This window comes from Streptomyces sp. SYSU D01066-1 (assembly GCF_054956795.1).
The window spans coordinates 34,985-52,386 of the sequence record NZ_JBUDHV010000014.1 but is presented as its reverse complement, the minus strand read 5'-3'; the positions used below and the strand labels follow the sequence as shown (position 1 = coordinate 52,386).

The 17,402-nt window shown below is 74.3% G+C and carries 16 protein-coding genes; 13 read left to right on the top strand and 3 right to left on the bottom strand.

Annotated features, from left to right (window positions below):
* Positions 1 to 275: 275 nt before the first annotated feature.
* The 5 genes from ACY1JF_RS15975 to ACY1JF_RS15955 all read left to right on the top strand — a co-directional run bounded on the left by ACY1JF_RS15975 (position 276) and on the right by ACY1JF_RS15955 (position 5,440).
* The gene (locus ACY1JF_RS15975) at positions 276 to 575 is read left to right on the top strand and encodes a helix-turn-helix domain-containing protein (RefSeq protein WP_462705787.1); all 300 of its coding nucleotides are present in this window, start codon (positions 276 to 278) and stop codon (positions 573 to 575) included.
* Between the two features lie 262 nt (positions 576 to 837).
* Complete coding sequence (locus ACY1JF_RS15970; protein WP_462705786.1) at positions 838 to 1,680, top strand: nitrilase-related carbon-nitrogen hydrolase; 843 nt, start codon at positions 838 to 840, stop codon at positions 1,678 to 1,680.
* On the top strand, positions 1,677 to 2,960 hold the full coding sequence (locus ACY1JF_RS15965) for an aspartate aminotransferase family protein (RefSeq protein ID WP_462705785.1): 1,284 nt from the start codon (positions 1,677 to 1,679) through the stop codon (positions 2,958 to 2,960). The genes ACY1JF_RS15970 and ACY1JF_RS15965 overlap by 4 nt, the downstream gene beginning before the upstream one ends.
* A gap of 28 nt (positions 2,961 to 2,988) precedes the next feature.
* Positions 2,989 to 4,401 carry a dihydropyrimidinase gene (hydA, locus tag ACY1JF_RS15960; RefSeq protein WP_462705784.1) on the top strand — a complete coding sequence of 471 codons (1,413 nt, stop codon included), beginning with the start codon at positions 2,989 to 2,991 and terminating at the stop codon, positions 4,399 to 4,401.
* 16 nt (positions 4,402 to 4,417) lie between these two features.
* Positions 4,418 to 5,440, top strand: coding sequence for a TIGR03842 family LLM class F420-dependent oxidoreductase (locus ACY1JF_RS15955; RefSeq protein WP_462705783.1), 1,023 nt, complete (start codon positions 4,418 to 4,420; stop codon positions 5,438 to 5,440).
* 433 nt (positions 5,441 to 5,873) lie between these two features.
* On the opposite strand, the gene ACY1JF_RS15950 is transcribed toward ACY1JF_RS15955, so the two are convergent.
* Together ACY1JF_RS15950 and ACY1JF_RS15945 are read right to left on the bottom strand one after the other, a co-directional pair.
* Positions 5,874 to 6,533: a hypothetical protein gene (locus tag ACY1JF_RS15950; protein WP_462705782.1), complete on the bottom strand. Its 660-nt coding sequence runs from the start codon at positions 6,531 to 6,533 to the stop codon at positions 5,874 to 5,876.
* A 712-nt stretch (positions 6,534 to 7,245) separates the two neighbouring features.
* Entirely contained in the window at positions 7,246 to 8,310 is a 1,065-nt protein-coding gene (locus tag ACY1JF_RS15945; protein ID WP_462705781.1) for a lipoate--protein ligase family protein, read from the bottom strand.
* Positions 8,311 to 8,557: 247 nt separating this feature from the next.
* Between ACY1JF_RS15945 and ACY1JF_RS15940 the strand changes: the two genes are divergently transcribed.
* The 3 genes from ACY1JF_RS15940 to ACY1JF_RS15930 all read left to right on the top strand — a co-directional run bounded on the left by ACY1JF_RS15940 (position 8,558) and on the right by ACY1JF_RS15930 (position 11,466).
* On the top strand, positions 8,558 to 9,406 hold the full coding sequence (locus ACY1JF_RS15940; protein WP_462705780.1) for an inositol monophosphatase family protein: 849 nt from the start codon (positions 8,558 to 8,560) through the stop codon (positions 9,404 to 9,406).
* Positions 9,407 to 9,550: 144 nt separating this feature from the next.
* Positions 9,551 to 10,960, top strand: coding sequence for a phytoene desaturase family protein (locus ACY1JF_RS15935; protein ID WP_462705779.1), 1,410 nt, complete (start codon positions 9,551 to 9,553; stop codon positions 10,958 to 10,960).
* A complete protein-coding gene (locus ACY1JF_RS15930) occupies positions 10,957 to 11,466 on the top strand; it encodes an O-acetyl-ADP-ribose deacetylase (RefSeq protein WP_462705778.1) in 510 nt (169 codons plus the stop codon). The genes ACY1JF_RS15935 and ACY1JF_RS15930 overlap by 4 nt, the downstream gene beginning before the upstream one ends.
* Positions 11,467 to 11,500: 34 nt before the next feature.
* On the opposite strand, the gene ACY1JF_RS15925 is transcribed toward ACY1JF_RS15930, so the two are convergent.
* A complete protein-coding gene (locus ACY1JF_RS15925; RefSeq protein WP_462705777.1) occupies positions 11,501 to 11,836 on the bottom strand; it encodes a hypothetical protein in 336 nt (111 codons plus the stop codon).
* A gap of 340 nt (positions 11,837 to 12,176) precedes the next feature.
* Here ACY1JF_RS15925 and ACY1JF_RS15920 point away from each other — a divergent pair, with 340 nt between their 5' ends.
* Genes ACY1JF_RS15920 through ACY1JF_RS15900 form a run of 5 tightly spaced genes read left to right on the top strand, consistent with a single transcriptional unit; the run spans position 12,177 to position 17,324 of the window.
* Positions 12,177 to 13,766 carry an ABC transporter substrate-binding protein gene (locus tag ACY1JF_RS15920; protein WP_462705776.1) on the top strand — a complete coding sequence of 530 codons (1,590 nt, stop codon included), beginning with the start codon at positions 12,177 to 12,179 and terminating at the stop codon, positions 13,764 to 13,766.
* Positions 13,767 to 13,786: 20 nt separating this feature from the next.
* Positions 13,787 to 14,755 (top strand): ABC transporter permease, encoded by a 969-nt coding sequence (locus tag ACY1JF_RS15915; RefSeq protein WP_462705883.1) that lies wholly within the window; start codon positions 13,787 to 13,789, stop codon positions 14,753 to 14,755.
* Positions 14,745 to 15,626: an ABC transporter permease gene (locus tag ACY1JF_RS15910; RefSeq protein WP_462705775.1), complete on the top strand. Its 882-nt coding sequence runs from the start codon at positions 14,745 to 14,747 to the stop codon at positions 15,624 to 15,626. The genes ACY1JF_RS15915 and ACY1JF_RS15910 overlap by 11 nt, the downstream gene beginning before the upstream one ends.
* Before the next feature lie 50 nt (positions 15,627 to 15,676).
* Positions 15,677 to 16,621 carry an ABC transporter ATP-binding protein gene (locus ACY1JF_RS15905; RefSeq protein ID WP_462705882.1) on the top strand — a complete coding sequence of 315 codons (945 nt, stop codon included), beginning with the start codon at positions 15,677 to 15,679 and terminating at the stop codon, positions 16,619 to 16,621.
* Positions 16,614 to 17,324, top strand: coding sequence for an ABC transporter ATP-binding protein (locus ACY1JF_RS15900; protein WP_462705774.1), 711 nt, complete (start codon positions 16,614 to 16,616; stop codon positions 17,322 to 17,324). Before ACY1JF_RS15905 ends, ACY1JF_RS15900 begins: the two co-directional genes overlap by 8 nt.
* Positions 17,325 to 17,402 lie beyond the last annotated feature (78 nt).

Below are 17,402 nucleotides of genomic sequence, written 5' to 3'. Positions count from 1 at the left end.
GCCTGTACCGCCGTTTCCTCGGCCTGTACCGCCGTTTTCCCGCCTGTACCGCCGCCGTCTCCCCGGCCTGTACCGCCGCCGTCTCCCCGGCCTGTACCGCCGCCGTCTCCCCGGCCTGTACCGCCGCCGTCTCTCCGGCCTGTACTGCCGTTTCCTCGGTCTGTACTGCCGTCTTCCCGGCCTGTACCGCCGTCTCTCCGGCTCGTACCCCCGCCGTCTCCCCGGCCCGCACCACCGTCTCCTCCGGCCGACCCGAGCGGTATTAGAATGACGGCATGGTACGCACCCCCCTCACCCCCGAAGAGCGCGCACGCGGCGAGCGGCTGGGGCGGCTGCTGCGTGAGGCACGCGGCGACCGCAGCATGCCCGAGGTCGCGGCCGTCGCCGGGGTCTCCGCCGAGACGCTGCGCAAGATCGAGACCGGACGGGCGCCGACGCCGGCCTTCTTCACGGTCGTCGCGCTGGCCCGGGCGCTCGGCCTGTCCCTGGACGCCCTGGCGGAGTGGTGCGCGCTCGCGACGGTCCAGGCCGGTCCGGACGACGGCGGCGGAGCACTCCCCGTGGCCGCGGCCTGACCCGCCGGGCGCGGCGGGCCGACGGGTCCTGCGCGCCCCGCGCGCCCTGCCCCGCGCGCCCCGCCCCGCGCATCCCGCGCGCCTCGCGCGCCCCGCGCGTCGCCGACCGGCGCGGCAGCGCTCGTCCACCGGAGTGTGAAACCCGATCGACACCGCGCCTTGACGACGATGGTCTTGGCAAGCTCGCCCGAGAGGCTTACGTTCATCCCTCTACGGACCGTTCTACGGGCGTAGAGGCTCTGACGTCGCGAAGGAGCAGCTCATGGCCAACGTCGTACGTGCCGCTCTGGTCCAGGCCACCTGGACCGGGGACACCGAGTCCATGGTCGCGAAACACGAGGAGCACGCGCGCGAGGCCGCGCGTCAGGGCGCGCGGATCATCGGCTTCCAGGAAGTCTTCAACAGCCCCTACTTCTGCCAGGTCCAGGACCCCGAGCACTACCGCTGGGCCGAACCCGTCCCCGACGGCCCCACCGTCCGCCGTATGCGGGACCTCGCCCGCGAGACCGGCATGGTGATCGTCGCCCCCGTCTTCGAGGTCGAGCAGCCCGGCTTCTACTACAACACCGCCGCCGTGATCGACGCCGACGGCACCGTCCTCGGCACCTACCGCAAACACCACATCCCGCAGGTGAAGGGCTTCTGGGAGAAGTACTACTTCCGCCCGGGCAACCTCGGCTGGCCGGTCTTCGACACCGCCGTCGGCAAGGTCGGCGTCTCCATCTGCTACGACCGCCACTTCCCGGAGGGCTGGCGCCAACTGGGACTGAACGGCGCCCAGTTGGTCTACAACCCGTCCGCCACCCACCGCGGCCTCTCCGCCCACCTGTGGCGCCTGGAGCAGCCGGCCGCGGCCGTCGCCAACGAGTACTTCGTCGCCGCGATCAACCGCGTCGGCCAGGAGGAGTACGGCGACAACGACTTCTACGGGACCTCCTACTTCGTCGACCCGCGCGGCCGGTTCGTCGGCGACCCCGCCAGCGACAGCAAGGAGGAACTCGTCGTACGCGACCTCGACTTCGGCCTGGTCGAGGAGGTCCGCCGGCAGTGGGCCTTCTACCGCGACCGCCGCCCCGACGCCTACGAGGGGCTGGTGCGGCCGTGACCCACGACCTGCTGGGCCGCCACCGGGCCGTGCTGCCCGACTGGCTCGCCCTCTACTACGAGGACCCCATCGAGATCACCCACGGGGAGGGCCGGTACGTGTGGGACGCCGCCGGCCACAAGTACCTCGACTTCTTCGGCGGCATCCTCACCACCATGACCGCCCACGCCCTGCCCGAGGTGTCCAAGGCGGTCAGCGAGCAGGCCGGCCGCCTCCTGCACTCCTCGACCCTCTACCTCAACCGGCCGATGGTCGAACTCGCCGAGCGCGTCGCCCAGGTCAGCGGCATCCCCGACGCCCGCGTCTTCTTCACCACCTCCGGCACCGAGGCCAACGACACCGCGCTGCTGCTGGCGACGACGTACCGGCGCAGCGACACGGTGCTGGCGATGCGCAACAGCTACCACGGCCGCTCCTTCAGCACCGTCGGCGTCACCGGCAACCGCCGCTGGTCCCCGACCTCCCTCTCCCCGCTGCAGACCCTGTACGTGCACGGCGGCGTCCGCACCCGGGGCCCCCACGCGCACCTCGCCGACCGCGAGTTCATCGCCGCCTGCGTCGACGACCTCACCGACCTGCTCGGCCACACCCGCCCGCCCGCCGCGCTGATCGCCGAACCCGTCCAGGGGGTCGGCGGGTTCACCTCCCCGCCGGACGGGCTGTACGCCGCCTTCCGCGAGGTGCTGCACGAGCGCGGCGCGCTGTGGATCGCCGACGAGGTGCAGACCGGCTGGGGCCGCACCGGCGACCACTTCTGGGGCTGGCAGGCGCACGGCCGCAGCGGCCCGCCCGACATCGTCACCTTCGCCAAGGGCCTGGGCAACGGCATGTCCATCGGCGGCGTCATCGCCCGCGCCGAGATCATGAACTGCCTGGACGCGAGCAGCATCTCCACCTTCGGCGGCACCCAGGTCACCATGGCGGCCGGCCTGGCCAACCTCACCTACCTGCTCGAACACGACCTCCAGGGCAACGCCCGCCGGGTCGGCGGACTGCTCATCGAGCGGCTGCGGGCCGCCGCCGCCGGCCTGCCGCACGTACGGGAGGTGCGCGGACGCGGCCTGATGATCGGCATCGAGCTGACCCGGCCCGGCACCGACGAGGCCGACCCGCGCGCCGTCTCCGCCGTACTGGAGGAGGCCCGGGCCGGCGGACTGCTCATCGGCAAGGGCGGCGGCCACGACACCAGCGCCCTGCGCATCGCCCCGCCGCTCACCCTGACCGTCGCGGAGGCCGAGGAGGGCGCCGCGATCCTGGAGCGTGCCCTGCGCGGCCTGTGAGCGTCCCGCCCTGACCGAGGGGAACCGCATGAGCAGCAGCAGCCGTACCGTCATCCGCGGCGGCCTCGTCGTCACCGCCTCCGACGAACTGCGCGCCGACGTCCTGATCGAGGACGGCCGCGTCGCCGCCCTCGCCGCCTCCGGCACCCCGGCCGCCGAGTCCTTCACCGCCGCGCGCACGCTGGACGCCACCGGCAAGTACGTTGTCCCGGGCGGGGTGGACGCCCACACCCACATGGAGATGCCGTTCGGCGGCACCTTCGCCTCCGACACCTTCGAGACCGGCACCCGCGCCGCCGCCTGGGGCGGCACGACGACGATCGTGGACTTCGCCGTCCAGTCCAGGGGCGCGACGCTGCGCGAGGGGCTGGACGCCTGGCACGCCAAGGCCGAGGGCAACTGCGCGATCGACTACGGCTTCCACATGATCGTCTCCGATGTGCACGAGGAGACGCTGAGGGAGATGGACCTGCTGGTGGCGGAAGGGGTCACCTCCTTCAAGCAGTTCATGGCCTACCCCGGTGTCTTCTACTCCGACGACGGCCAGATCCTGCGCGCCATGCAGCGCGCCGCCGGCAACGGTGGCCTGATCATGATGCACGCCGAGAACGGCATCGCCATCGACGTCCTCGTGCGGCAGGCCCTGGCCCGCGGCGAGACCGCCCCGCGCTTCCACGGCGAGGTCCGCAAGGCCCTGCTGGAGGCCGAGGCCACCCACCGCGCGATCCGGCTCGCGCAGGTGGCCGGGGCACCGCTGTACGTCGTGCACGTCTCGGCGGCGGAGGCGGTCGCCGAACTGGCCCGGGCGCGCGACGAGGGGCTGCCGGTCTTCGGCGAGACCTGCCCGCAGTACCTGTTCCTGTCCACCGACAACCTCGCCGAGCCGGACTTCGAGGGCGCCAAGTACGTGTGCAGTACGCCGCTGAGGCCGCGCGAGCACCAGGCGGCGCTGTGGCGGGGCCTGCGGACCGACGACCTCCAGGTGGTCTCCACCGACCACTGCCCCTTCTGCTTCACCGGCCAGAAGGAACTGGGCCGGGGCGACTTCTCCAAGATCCCCAACGGTCTGCCGGGCGTCGAGAACCGCATGGACCTCCTCCACCAGGCCGTGGTCGACGGACGCCTCACCCGCCGCCGCTGGATCGAGATCGCCTGCGCCGCCCCGGCCCGGATGTTCGGGCTGTACGGGAAGAAGGGCACGATCGCGCCGGGCGCGGACGCCGACATCGTCATCTACGACCCGCACGCCGAACAGGTCATCTCCGCCAGGACGCACCACATGCACGTCGACTACTCGGCGTACGAGGGCCGGCGGGTCACCGGCCGGGTGGAGACCGTCCTCTCGCGCGGCGAGCCGGTCATCACCGGGCGGCGGTACACCGGGCGCAAGGGCCACGGCGTCTACACCCCGCGCTCCACCTGCCAGTACCCGAACTCGTGAACCGGGAGCCGCGCCCATGGACTTCGGACTCGTCCTCCAGACCGATCCGCCTGCCTCCCGGGTCGTCAGCCTGATGAGACGGGCGGAGCGCAACGGCTTCCGCTACGGCTGGACCTTCGACTCCGCCGTGCTGTGGCAGGAGCCGTTCGTCATCCACAGCCAGATCCTCGCCCACACCACGGAGCTCAAGGTCGGCACGATGGTCACCAACCCGGGCACCCGCGCCTGGGAGGTCACCGCCTCCGCCTTCGCCACCCTCAACGACATGTACGGCAACCGCACCGTCTGCGGCATCGGCCGCGGCGACTCCGCGATGCGGGTGGCCGGACGCCCTCCGGACACCCTGGCCCGGCTCAGCGACGCGATGCGGGTCATCCGGGCGCTGGGCCGGGGGGAGGAGGCCGACCTCGGCGGCGGCGCGGTCGTGCGGTTCCCGTGGATCGGGCCCGGCGCCGAACTGCCGGTCTGGATGGCCGCGTACGGCCCCAAGGCCCTGAAGATGGCCGGCGAGGAGGCCGACGGCTTCATCCTCCAGCTCGCCGACCTCTACCTCACCGAGTACATGGTCGGGGCCGTCAAGGACGCGGCCGTGGCGGCCGGCCGCGACCCGGCCGAGGTGACGGTCTGCGTCGCCGCCCCCGCCTACGTCACCACCGACGACTCGCCCGGGGCCCTCGCCCACGCCCGCGAGCAGTGCCGCTGGTTCGGCGGGATGGTCGGCAACCACGTCGCCGACCTGGTCGCCCGGTACGGCGAGCACTCCGCCGCCGTGCCCGCCGAACTCACCGCCTACATCGAGGCCCGCGAGGGCTACGACTACGCCCACCACGGACGCAGCGGCAGCCCGGACACCGCGTTCGTGCCGGACGAGATCGTCGACCGGTTCTGTCTGATCGGTCCCGCCGACCGGCACATCGGGAAGCTGGACGCGCTGCGCGCCCTGGGCGTCGACCAGTTCGCCGTCTACGCCATGCACGACGCACGGGAGGCCGTCATCGACGCCTACGGATCACAGGTGATCCCGGCCGTCGGCCACTGAATCCCACCTCGAACCCCGAACCCGACCCCGCCTCCGACCACCTCCGGCCCGAGACCCTTTCCCTTCCCCCGGTCCCGTGCCCGCACGGCCCCTCCCGTCCCCCCGCACGGCCGGCCCGCCGACCACGACGGCCCGCTCCGCCCTCCCCCCGGTCATGGCCGCCTCCGGTTCGCAGGCGGTGTACGGGGAGCCGGTGCGGGGCCCGGCGCGGGACCCGGTACAGCTCGCGGCGGAGACGGACGACGCGGCGGGGCCGCTCCACGCCCCGGTCACCGCGCTGATGGCCAGGCCGCCCGCGGACGTCGCGGCCGGCCCGGCCGCGCCGGCGTCCGGCCTCCCCGGGCCACTTCGCGCGAGGCGGGTTTCCGGGCGGGCGCGCGCGTCACCCGCGTACTGGCCCTACTGCTCGGCACGGTCGCCGGCCGGAGGCGCCCTAACCGTCCGCCAAGGAGGCCGCGGCCTCCTTGGCGGCCTTGATGGCACCCTTGTTGATCTCGTCCGTGCCGGGCGCCTTCTTCGACTCGAAGTCGCTGCCGCTGTAGGTGACGACCACCAGGGCGTTGGCGGCACGGACCACCACGGTGCCCTCACGGGTCTGCTGCTCGTCCTCGGTGGTGAGGTTCACGACGGAGTACGCCGCGTCCCCGAGCCCCTCGACCGCGCCGCCGCCGCTCTTGTCGGTGAGCCGCCCCTCGTAGGCCTTCTCGGCCGCCTCGTCCGACTCCGTCACCTCGAAGGAGACGTCGAGCCAGCGGTAGTCGTACCCCTTGAGCGCGTTCCACGAACAGGTGCGGCGGACCTCGGCGTCGGTCGAGGTGATCTCCTTGCCGGCCGTCTTGGCACCCGGCACCAGCTCGGTGATCGTCTTCTTCGCCAGGCTCGCGCAGGGGTCGGGCGCGCTGGTGTACGTCTTCGTCGCCGCCTGGGTGGTGGGAGCGGAGGCGGTCGGCGTTCCCGACGCGGTCGCCGTTGCTTCCGGTTCGGCGGCCGAGGTGGTGCCGGACGGCGACGACAGCGCCCAGCCCGCCGTGGCGAGCACGACGACCGGGGCCAGGCGCGCGGTGAGGGCGAGCGGCAGGGGCAGGGAAGGCACGGCGCACTTCTCGTGAGGGACGGTGCGGAGGGGGTCCGCACTGCGGACGGGACGACAGTGTCACATGTCTCCCTGTGGGGCGGAAGGGTGAACTCGGTGCGTGCCCGGACGGTGACGCAGCGGCCCGGCCGGAGGCGGTCCGGCGTCCGTGCCGGTGCCCGCCACGGCCCCGTCGGGCCGTCAGGACCCGTCCCCCCGGCGGGTGTGGACGGGGCCGTCCGGGAAGCGCGCCCCCGTCGGCGGTCCGGCGCTGCCGCGCGGGCTCCGGCCCCGACGGGGCAGGCGGCGACGTCCGCCACGGGGGCGTGCCGCGCGGCCGGCGGGAACCGCGGGCGTCCGTCGTCGGCGACCACCGGGGCGGTGACGGGGCGCCGTCCCCGTCGCACCGGACGGCGGCCGTCCCGGTGGTCCCGCCACGGGCCTCGGGGCACCCCGCCGCCGAGGACCGTCGGAACACCGGTCGCCGGTCGCCGGTCACCGGTCACGGTTATCGGTCGCCGGTCGCCGGTCGCCGGTCGCCGGTCATCGGCCGACCGCCTGCCGGCCGTGCTCGGCGGCCTCGATGACGTGTCCGCCCGGGTCCCGTGGCGGCAGTCGCCGCTGGACGGGCGAGGGTGCGGCGGCCGTCGTGCGCGGACGGGGACGGGGACCGCGGAGCCGAGGACGGCCGGCCGCGTCCGCGGGCCAGGCCCCGCGTGCGGGACGCCGGTGGTCAGGGCACCCGGGCCGTCCACTCCGGGCTGCTGAACTTGGACTCGGCCAGCTCCTTCGCGCGGGCCGCCTCCTCCCGCGTGACACGGCCCTCGGTCAGGCCGTAGCGGTCGCGGAAGGAGGCGAGCATCCGCTCGATGACGGCTTCGCGGGGCAGGCCGGTCTGGCGGCGCAGCGGATCGACGCGCTTCTTGGCGCTCCGGGTGCCCTTGTCGGACATCTTCTCCTTGCCGATGCGCAGCACTTCGAGCATCTTGTCGGCGTCGATGTCGTAGCTCATGGTGACGTGGTGCAGGACGGCACCGGGGCCGCCGTCGGTGGCGACCATGCGCTTCTGGGCGGCACCGCCGACCTTGCCGGCCTCGGTGGCGATGTCGTTGAGCGGCTGGTACCAGGCCTTGACGCCCATGTCGGCGAAGGCACCCAGCACCCAGTCGTCCAGATAGGCGTAGGACTCGGCGAAGGACAGCCCCGACACGAGGGAGGCGGGCACGGACAGCGAGTAGGTGATGCTGTTGCCGACCTCCACGAACATGGCGCCGCCGCCGGAAATGCGGCGTACCACGGTGATGCCGTGGCGGGCGGCGCCCTCGGGGTCGACCTCGTTGCGCAGGGACTGGAAGCTGCCGATGATCACCGACGGCCGGTCCCACTCCCACACCCGGAGGGTGGGGCCCCGGCGGCCGGCGGCGACCTCGGCGGTGAGCACCTCGTCGAGGGCCATGTGCAGGGCGGGGGACTGGGGCCCGTCGTGGATGAGCTGCCAGTCGTGGTCGGTCCAGTCCGTCGCCCTGGCCAGGGCGCGGCGCACCGCCACGGCCACACCCTCCGACGTGAGGCCGTACATGACCGTGCCCTCGGGCAGGGCGGCGTCGACGCGGGCGGCGAGGCCGGCGGTGTCGGTCTCGGCCGCGGCGCCCTCGAGGGCCCGGTCGATGGCGGGCAGGGCCTCGTCCGGCTCCAGGAAGAAGTCGCCCGACACCCGGACGTCGCGCAGGGCCCCGTCGACGACGTCGAGGTCGACGACGACGAGCTTGCCGCCCGGGACCTTGTACTCCCCGTGCATCTTTCCTCCGTTTGCCGGTTTTCGGATCCACGGTAACGCGCACCGTGATCACCGGCCCGCGCGGGTGGGCGCGACCGTCTCCCGCAGGCCGTCCCTCGCAGGCCGTCCCCGTAGGTCCTCTCCCGCAGGCCGTCCCCCCGCCGGTCGTGTCCTCCGCCGGGGGCGGCGTGCCGCATGTTCGTCCCGATTCCACCTGGAGTACGCCACCGCGGTGGGGATTGTCAGTGGCGCGTGCTCTCATGGACGCATGATCGAGAACAACGAAACCATCGACGAGTTTCTCGCCCGGTACGCCGACGACGTGGAGGAGGCCGTCCGCAAGGCGGCCGCCCAGGAGGTCATGCCGCGCTGGCGGCGGCTGGCGGCCCACGAGGTCGACGAGAAGACCGGGCCGCACGACCTGGTGACGGACGCCGACCGCGACGCGGAGCAGTACCTCACCGAGGCGCTGGTCGCCCTGCTCCCCGGCTCGGTCGTCGTCGGCGAGGAAGCGGTGCACGCCAACCCGGTCAGCTACGAGGCGCTGCGCGGCGACGCGCCGGTGTGGATCGTCGACCCCGTCGACGGCACCCGGCAGTTCGTCCACGGCGACAGCGGCTTCTGCACCCTGGTCGCGCTCGCCCGCCACGGCGAGCTGCTCGCCTCCTGGACCCACGCGCCGGCCCGCGACCAGTTCGCCACGGCGATACGGGGCGCGGGCGCCTTCCTGGACGGTGAGCGGCTGTACGCGGGTCCGCCCGAGCCCGGCCGTGACCTGCGGATCGCCACCTCCCACCCGGACTTCACCACGGACGAGCAGAAGCGCGTCCTGCGGGCCCTGGAGGTCCCGGGCGTGGCACCCCGCCCCTGCGGCTCGGCCGGACTGGAGTACCTGGCGGTGGCCCGCGGAGAGCTGGACGGCACGGTGTTCGGCTGGGAAGCGGCGTGGGACCACGCGGCCGGGCTGCTGCTCGTCGAGGAGGCCGGCGGCGCCCACCTGACCCTGACCGGTGAGCCGTTCCGGATCACGGGCGGCAACGAGCTGCCGTTCACCGCCGCCCGCGACGCGGCCACCGCCCGCCGGACGGTGGCGCTGCTGTCCGGCGGCGCCGTCTGACACCGCTCCGCCCGGGGCCGGGGACGATCGGCCTGCCGAGACCGGGGACGGCCGGTCCGCCCGGGGCCGGGGACCGCCGGTTCCCCGGGGCCTATCCTGGTCCGAGTGGCCGTCGGCTGACGAAGGGGTCCGAAGGTGCCGTCGATGCTCGATGCGGTGGTGGTGGGTGCGGGGCCGAACGGACTGACGGCCGCCGTGGAGCTGGCCCGGCGCGGCTTCTCCGTCGCCGTCTTCGAGGCCCGGGACACCGTGGGCGGCGGCGCCCGCACCGAGGAGCTGACCCTCCCCGGCTTCCGGCACGACCCCTGCTCCGCGGCTCACCCGCTCGCCGCCGCCTCACCGGCCTTCCGCGCCCTGCCGCTGGACCGCTACGGCCTTCAGTGGCTGCACGCGGAGCTGCCCATGGCCCACCCGTTCCCCGACGGCTCGGCCGCCGTGCTCTCCCGGTCGGTGGGCGAGACCGCCGCCTCGCTGGGACCCCGTGACGCGGGCACCTACCGCAGACTGGTCGAGCCGTTCCTGCCGCGCTGGGACACCCTGGTGAGGGACTTCATGTCGCTGCCGCTCAGCGCCCTGCCCCGCGACCCGGTCACCCTCGCCCGCTTCGGCCTCGTCGGGCTGCCCCCGTCGACCTGGCTGACGCGCCGCTTCCGCGACGAGCGGGCCAGGACCCTGCTGGCCGGTCTCGTCGCGCACGTCATGGCCCCGCTCAGCGGCTTCGCCACCTCCGCCATCGGCCTGGTCTTCCTGCTCGCCGCCCACACCCGCGGCTGGCCGGTGGCCCGCGGCGGCTCCCAGGCGATCTCCGACGCCCTCGCCGCCCACCTCACCGACCTCGGCGGCGCGGTGCACACCGACTACGAGGTCAAGCGGCTGGACGACCTGCCGCCCGCCCGCGCCTACGTCTTCGACACCTCACCCACCGCGCTGGCCCGCATCGCGGGCTTCGGCCGGGCCTACGACGGCTACCGGTACGGCCCCGGCGTCTTCAAGATCGACTACGCGCTGGACGGCCCCGTCCCGTGGACCGCGCCCGAGGCCCGCGCCGCCGGCACCGTGCAGGTCGGCGCGGACAGCGCCGAGATCGGCACCGCCCTGCACGACGCCTCCCGGGCCCACCGCGCGCCCGAGCGGCCGTTCCTGATCACCGTGCAGCCGAGCGTCGTCGACCCCACCCGCGCCCCGGAGGGCAAGCACGTCTTCTGGGTGTACGGCCACGTCCCGAGCGGCTGGACCGGTGACCTCACCGACGCGATCGAACGCCAGCTGGAGCGCTTCGCCCCCGGCTTCCGCGACCGCGTCCTCGCCCGCGCCACCGCCGGCCCGCCCGAACTGGCCGCCCGCAACGCCAACTACGTCGGCGGCGACATCGCCTCCGGCGCGGTCAGCGGTCTCCAGGTCCTGCTGCGCCCCAAGCCGTCCCTCTTCCCGTACGCCACCCCGCACCCGGCCGTCTTCATCTGCTCCTCGGCGACTCCGCCCGGCCCCGGGGTACACGGCATGTCGGGACACAACGCGGCGAAGGCGGTCTGGCGGAGGCTGAGGCAGACATGACCGACATCACCCTGGTCCAGGGCGACATCACGCGCCAGCGGGCCGACGCGATCGTCAACGCGGCCAACTCCTCCCTCCTCGGCGGGGGCGGCGTCGACGGCGCCATCCACCGCCGGGGCGGCCCGGCGATCCTCGACGCGTGCCGCGCGCTGCGCGCCTCGCGGTACGGCAGGGGCCTGCCCACGGGCCAGGCGGTCGCCACCACCGCCGGGAACCTGGACGCCCGCTGGGTCATCCACACCGTCGGCCCGGTGTACGGCGCCGCGGGCGGTGACCCGTCCCTGCTGGCGTCCTGCTACCGGGAGTCGTTGCGGGTGGCCGACGAACTGGGAGCGCGGACGGTGGCCTTCCCGGCCGTCTCCGCCGGCGTCTACGGATGGCCGATGGACGACGCCGCGCGGATCGCCGTGGACACCGTCCGGACGACGGCCACCGACGCCGAGGAGATCAGGTTCGTCCTCTTCGACGACCGGGCCCACGCGGCGTTCGCCTCACGGGTCGGCTGACCGCGGCCGGCTTCCCCGCGTCCCGGTCCCCGCGTCAGGAAACGGCGGACGCGGTGCCCGTGGGCCGGTTCAGCGGGTGGCCCCACCCCAGGCTGAGGTTCTCGTCGTCCGGTTGCGGGGTGTCCGACCGGTTGCGGCGCCCGACGGCGGCCGGCCCGGCCCGGTCCCGCGACGCAGGGCCGGGCTGTCCGGCGAGGCGGCCGACGAAGTCCAGTGGCCGGTCGGCCAGGAAGCCGCTGGACGTCAGGCTCCCCTGGAAGCCGTAACGGCCGTGGACGTCGAGGTCGCTGCAGAGCACGGCCGGCCCGATGCGCCTGCTGTCGTCGTCGTCCAGCGGCCCGGTGGCGCGGGCGACGGAGTCGTCGCGCATCCGCAGGCGCTGTTTCTCGTCTTCTCGCCTTCTCGTCGCCGACGCGCGAGTCGTCGGCGAAGGCCGGACAGAGGCGGTCGAACACCGCTTCCAGTGGCTCTGTGGTCAGCGGGAACGGTGCGAGCACCGCACTGCCGACGGCGGTCGGCTCCCCGTGCGGACGGGCACCGCGCTCCCCAGGACCAGACGCCGGACTGGCTCGCGGCCCCGTGCGCGGACACCCTCCGGTCCTGCCTGACCACCCCCTCCGCAGGCCCACAGGTGCGTACTGCCCCCACTTGGCGCTTTAATTGCGAGCGATGTGCAACAGCTCATCCATCTCAACTGCTCTGGGGGACACATGAGGACCCGTCGGATACGAGGCGCCGCCGCCGCGGCCGTGCTGGCCGTGGGCGCCGGTGCCTGCTCCGCCCCGGGAGGGAGCGGCGGCGACGGGAAGGGCACGACCGAGTCCGTCGTGATCGGGGTGGCCTCCGAACCGGACACCCTCAGCCCGCTGCTCGGCTACGGCAAGGACGGCAACTCCAAGATCTTCGACGGGCTGCTCGCCCGCGGCACCGACCTCAAGCTGAAGCCCGCGCTGGCCAAGGCGCTGCCCGAGATCGGCGACGGCGGGCGGACGTACACCTACACCCTGCGCGAGGGCGTGAAGTTCAGCGACGGGGAGCCGCTGACCGCCGAGGACGTCGTCTACACGTACGAGACGATCCTCGACCCGAAGACCAACAACACGGCGCGCAGCGAACTGGACGCCGTCAAGAGCGTCCGGGCGAGCGGTGACGACCAGGTCGTCTTCACGCTCAAGTACCCCTACGCGGCCTTCGCCGCGCGCACGGTGCTGCCCGTCGTCCCCGAGCACGTCGCGGGCGGACAGGACCCCAACACCGGTTCCTTCAACACCGAGCCGGTCGGTACCGGACCGTACACGCTCGTGAAGTGGAGCAAGGGCGAGAAGCTCACCTTCAAGGCCAACCCCGACTACTGGGGCGGGGAGCCGGCGGTGAAGTCGTTCACCATGGCGATCGTCGCCGACGACAACGTCCGCGCCACCCGCCTGCGCTCCGGCGACCTCGACGGCGCCGTCCTGCCGCCCAACCTCGCCGCGACCTTCGAGAACGACAGCGGCCGGCGCACGTACGACGCGAAGACCTACGACTTCCGCGCCGTCACCCTCCCCACGGCCGGCCCGGTCACCGGCGACCGCGCGATCCGGCGGGCTCTGGACGCGGCCGTGGACCGCCGGGCCATGGTAGACAAGATCCTCGACGGCGCCGGCCTGCCGGCGTACGGCCCGCTGCCCACCGACGACCCCTGGTACACCGAGGACATCGCCCGCGGCCAGGACCTGGCCGAGGCCCGCCGCGTCCTCGACCGGGCCGGCTGGAAGACGGCGAAGGACGGCATCCGCGCCAAGGACGGACAGCGCGCCGCCTTCACCCTCTACTACCCCTCCGGCGACAAGGTCCGCCAGGACCACGCCCTCGCCTACGCCTCCGACGCCAAGCGGGCCGGCATCGAGGTGACCGTGGAGAGCGCCACCTGGGAGGTCATCGAACCCCGGATGGGCCGCGACGCGGTCCTGGCCGGCTTCGGCAGCGTCGGCGACCCCGACTTCGGCCTCTACACCCTGCTGCACTCCTCCCTCGCCGGCGACGGCTTCAACAACATGGCCCGCTACGACAACCCGGCCGTCGACCGGGCCCTCGACACCGGCCGCCGCAGCCAGGACACCGGGGAACGCCGCACCGCCTACGACACCGTCCAGAAGGCGCTCGTCGACGACCCCGGCTACACCTTCCTCACCCACATCGACCACCTCTACGTCCTCGCCGACCGCTGGGACGGCCTGACCACCCAGCTGGAGCCGCACGAGCACGGCTTCGCCAGCGGCCCCTGGTGGAACATCGAGACCTGGCGGCCCAAGGCATGAGCGCGCTCCCCTGGGGAGCGATGGCACGGCTGACGGGACGGCGGGCGCTGTCCGCCGTCCCCGTCCTGGCCGTCGTCACCTTCGGCGTGTTCGCCATCGCCGCCGCCTCCCCGTTCGACCCCGTCAAGGCGTACGCCGGCACCGCCGCGCTCGGCGCCGACCAGGAGACCCTGGACCGGCTGCGCGCCAACCTCGGCGTGGACGAGCCGTTCGTCACCCGCTGGTGGCACTGGCTGACCTCCGCGCTCTGTGGCGACCTCGGCCACTCCAGCGTGCTGCGGCAGCCGGTGGCCCAGGTCATCGGTGAACGCCTGGCCTGGTCCGCGCTGCTGTGCGCGGTCGCCTTCGCCGCCGCCGTCCTCGCCGGCACCCTGCTCGGCGTCCTGGCCGCCCGCCGCCCCGGCTCCCTCCTCGACCGGGCGGTGACCTCCCTCGCGTACGCCCTGGAGGCGGCCCCGGTCTTCTGGACCGCGCTGCTCGCCGTCTGGCTGTTCGCCCTCCAGTGGGACCTCCTCCCGGCCGGCGGCCTCACCGACACCGCCAGCGAACAGGTCACCCTCGGCCAGGTCGCGCGCCACGTCGTCCTGCCCGCCGGGGTCCTCGCCGTCTCCCAGCTGCCCTGGTTCACGCTGTACGTCCGTCAGGGCGTCGGCGACGCCCTCGCCGAGGACCCGGTGCGCGGCGCCCGCGCCCGCGGCCTGGGCGAGGGCACCGTCCTGTTCGGCCACGCACTGCGCTCCGGGCTGCTGCCGGTGCTCACCCTGATCGGCTCTCGCGTCCCCGAACTCATCACCGGCGCCCTGCTGGTGGAGACCGTCTTCAGCTGGCCCGGCATCGCCGCGGCCACCGTCGAGGCGGCCACCGCCGTCGACTTCCCGCTGCTCGCCGCGCTCACCACCCTCGCCACCGCCGCCGTCCTCGCCGGCAACCTCCTCGCCGACCTGCTCTACGGACTCTTCGACCCGAGGGTGAAGTTCAGTGACATGTGACGCCCCCGCCCCGCGACAGTGGCGGTCCCACGGCACGGCCCGCCGCTCCACCCGCGCCCTGCGCCTGCGCGTCTCGGCCGGCGTGCTGGCCCTGACCGTCCTCGCCGTGCTGCTCGTGCCGCCGTTCGTCCACCTCGACCAGCAGGCCGTCGACCTCGCCGCCAAGCTCCTGCCACCGGGCGCCGCCCACCCCTTCGGCACCGACGACGTCGGCCGCGACCTGCTGCTGCGCTGCGTGTACGGGCTGCGCGTCTCGCTGTTGGTCGGGGTGGCCGCGGCGCTGACCGCGACGGTCGTCGGCACCGCGGTGGGCGCCGCCGCCGGGGCGCTGGGCGGCTGGGCCGACCGCGCGCTGATGCGGGTGGTCGACGCGTTCTCCTCCGTACCCCACCTGCTGCTCGGCGTGTTCATCGTGGCCGTGTTCCGGCCGGGCGTGTGGCCCGTGGTCGTCTCCGTCGCGGCCACCCACTGGCTGTCCACCGCCCGCATCGTCCGCGCCGAGGTGCTCTCGCTGCGCTCGCGCCCGTACATCGACGCGGCCGTCTGCGGGGGCGCCTCCCGGTGGCGGGTGACGGTACGGCACCTGCTGCCCGGCGTACTGCCACAGGCCGCGCTGGCCGCCGTACTGATGGTGCCGCACGCCATGTGGCACGAGTCGGCGCTGTCCTTCCTCGGGCTGGGGTTGCCCACCCACATGGCGAGCCTCGGCAACCTGATCCAGCAGGCCCGCGGTTCGCTGCTCGCCGGGCAGTGGTGGCCCACCCTCTTCCCGGGGCTGTTCATCATCGTCCCCACCCTCGCCGTCGCGGGCCTCGCCGGGGCCTGGCGGGAGCGGATCAACCCCCGGCGGCGATCGGAGCTGATGCTGTGAACGGGCGTCCCCCCGTGCTGGCGGTCCGCGGCCTGTCCGTCCGCTTCCTGATGCCGGGCGGACGGCGGATCGCCGCCGTCACCGACGCCCGCTTCGACGTGGCGGCCGGCGAGTGCCTGGCCCTGATCGGCGAGAGCGGCTGCGGCAAGTCCGTGCTGGCCTCCGCCCTGCTCGGCCTGCTCCCCGGCAACGCGCAGACCGCGGGCCGAGCCCTCCTCGGCGACCTGGACCTGCTCACCGCGGACGAGCGGACCCTCGCCCGCACCGTACGGGGCCGTGGGATCGGCCTGGTCCCGCAGAGCCCGGCCGCCCACCTCACCCCCGTGCGCACCGTCCGCTCCCACCTGGCGGAGACCGTCGCCGCCCTCACCGGCACGCGGGGCCGCGCCGCCCTGCGCGCCGCCGCCGAGGACGCCGCCGCCCGCGCCGCCTTCCCCGCCGGCCACCTCGACCGCCACCCGCACGAACTCTCCGGCGGCCTCGCCCAGCGCGCCGCCACCGCCCTCGCCCTGGTCGGCGACGCGCCCCTGCTGCTCGCCGACGAACCGACCACCGGGCTCGACCGGGACCTGGTGGACCGCACCGTCGACGAACTGCGCCGCCACGTCGACGGGGGCACGGAGGGGGAGGGCCGGGCCCTGCTGATGATCACCCACGACCTGGCGGCGGCCGAACGCGTCGCCGACCGGGTCGCCGTCATGTACGCCGGACGCATCGTCGAACTCGCCGACGCGGGCGCCTTCTTCGGCGCCCCCGGCCCCCGCCACCCCTACAGCCGGGGCCTGCTCCAGGCCCTGCCCGACCGCGCGTTCACCCCCGTCCCCGGCCTGCCCCCGGAACTCGGCGACCTGCCCGCCGGCTGCGCCTTCGCCCCCCGCTGCGCCCGCGCCACCGACGCCTGCGGCACGCTGCCGCCGCTGTCCGGCACGGTCGCCTGCCACCACCCGCACCCCCACCCGCACACCACCGCCGACCCGGAGGCCGCCCGTGCTTGAGCTGCGCGCCGTCACCGCCGGATACACCCGCAGCGCCCCCGTCCTGCGGGACGTCTCCCTGACCGTCGCGCCGGGCGAGGCGGTCGGCCTGCTGGGCCCCAGCGGCTGCGGCAAGTCGACCCTCGCCCGGGTCGCCGCCCTGCTGCACCGCCCCGACGCCGGCACCGTCCTCGTCGACGGCGAGCCGGTACGCCGCTGGCGGCACCGCGCGCCGCGCGAGACGCGCACCGCCTTCGGCGTCGTCTTCCAGCAGGCCCGGCTCTCCGCCGACCCCCGGCTGCGGCTGGCCGACCTGATCGCCGAACCGCTGCGCGCCACCGGCCGCCGCGCGGGCCTGGCCGCCCGGGTCGCCGAACTGGCCGCCACGGTCGGCCTCACCGGCGACCTGCTGGGCCGCCGCCCGCACGAGGTCAGCGACGGCCAGCTCCAGCGGGCCTGCCTGGCCCGCGCCCTGGTGTTGCGCCCCCGCTGGCTGGTGTGCGACGAGATGACCGCCATGCTGGACGCGTCCACCACCGCCGCGCTGGTCGCGGTGGTCGAGGAGTACCGCGCCGCCACCGGGGCGGGCCTGCTGGCCGTGGGCCACGACCGGGTCCTGCTGGAGCGCTGGTGCGACCGCACCGTCGACTGGGGCCGGCCGGGCGGCCGGCCGGACACACTCCTCCTTCCCCCAGGACCGCACAAAGCCCGACGGGGTGATTGATTCGATTGTGTCCGGGTCCTAGGGTGACCGTGTTTCAGTAACCGCTCCCTCACCGGCAGTTGCCGGGCACCACCCCCG

Bases quoted from the DNA above. Each gene is read 5' to 3' on its own strand.
- ACY1JF_RS15935 (WP_462705779.1), top strand. From the start codon at position 9,551: ATGCTCGATGCGGTGGTGGTGGGTGCGGGGCCGAACGGACTGACGGCC.
- ACY1JF_RS15915 (WP_462705883.1), top strand. From the start codon at position 13,787: ATGGCACGGCTGACGGGACGGCGGGCGCTGTCCGCCGTCCCCGTCCTG.
- ACY1JF_RS15945 (WP_462705781.1), bottom strand. From the start codon at position 8,310: ATGCACGGGGAGTACAAGGTCCCGGGCGGCAAGCTCGTCGTCGTCGAC.
- ACY1JF_RS15925 (WP_462705777.1), bottom strand. From the start codon at position 11,836: ATGCGCGACGACTCCGTCGCCCGCGCCACCGGGCCGCTGGACGACGAC.
- ACY1JF_RS15955 (WP_462705783.1), top strand. From the start codon at position 4,418: ATGGACTTCGGACTCGTCCTCCAGACCGATCCGCCTGCCTCCCGGGTC.
- ACY1JF_RS15975 (WP_462705787.1), top strand. From the start codon at position 276: ATGGTACGCACCCCCCTCACCCCCGAAGAGCGCGCACGCGGCGAGCGG.
- ACY1JF_RS15920 (WP_462705776.1), top strand. From the start codon at position 12,177: ATGAGGACCCGTCGGATACGAGGCGCCGCCGCCGCGGCCGTGCTGGCC.
- ACY1JF_RS15905 (WP_462705882.1), top strand. From the start codon at position 15,677: ATGCCGGGCGGACGGCGGATCGCCGCCGTCACCGACGCCCGCTTCGAC.
- hydA (WP_462705784.1), top strand. From the start codon at position 2,989: ATGAGCAGCAGCAGCCGTACCGTCATCCGCGGCGGCCTCGTCGTCACC.
- ACY1JF_RS15970 (WP_462705786.1), top strand. From the start codon at position 838: ATGGCCAACGTCGTACGTGCCGCTCTGGTCCAGGCCACCTGGACCGGG.
- ACY1JF_RS15940 (WP_462705780.1), top strand. From the start codon at position 8,558: ATGATCGAGAACAACGAAACCATCGACGAGTTTCTCGCCCGGTACGCC.
- ACY1JF_RS15930 (WP_462705778.1), top strand. From the start codon at position 10,957: ATGACCGACATCACCCTGGTCCAGGGCGACATCACGCGCCAGCGGGCC.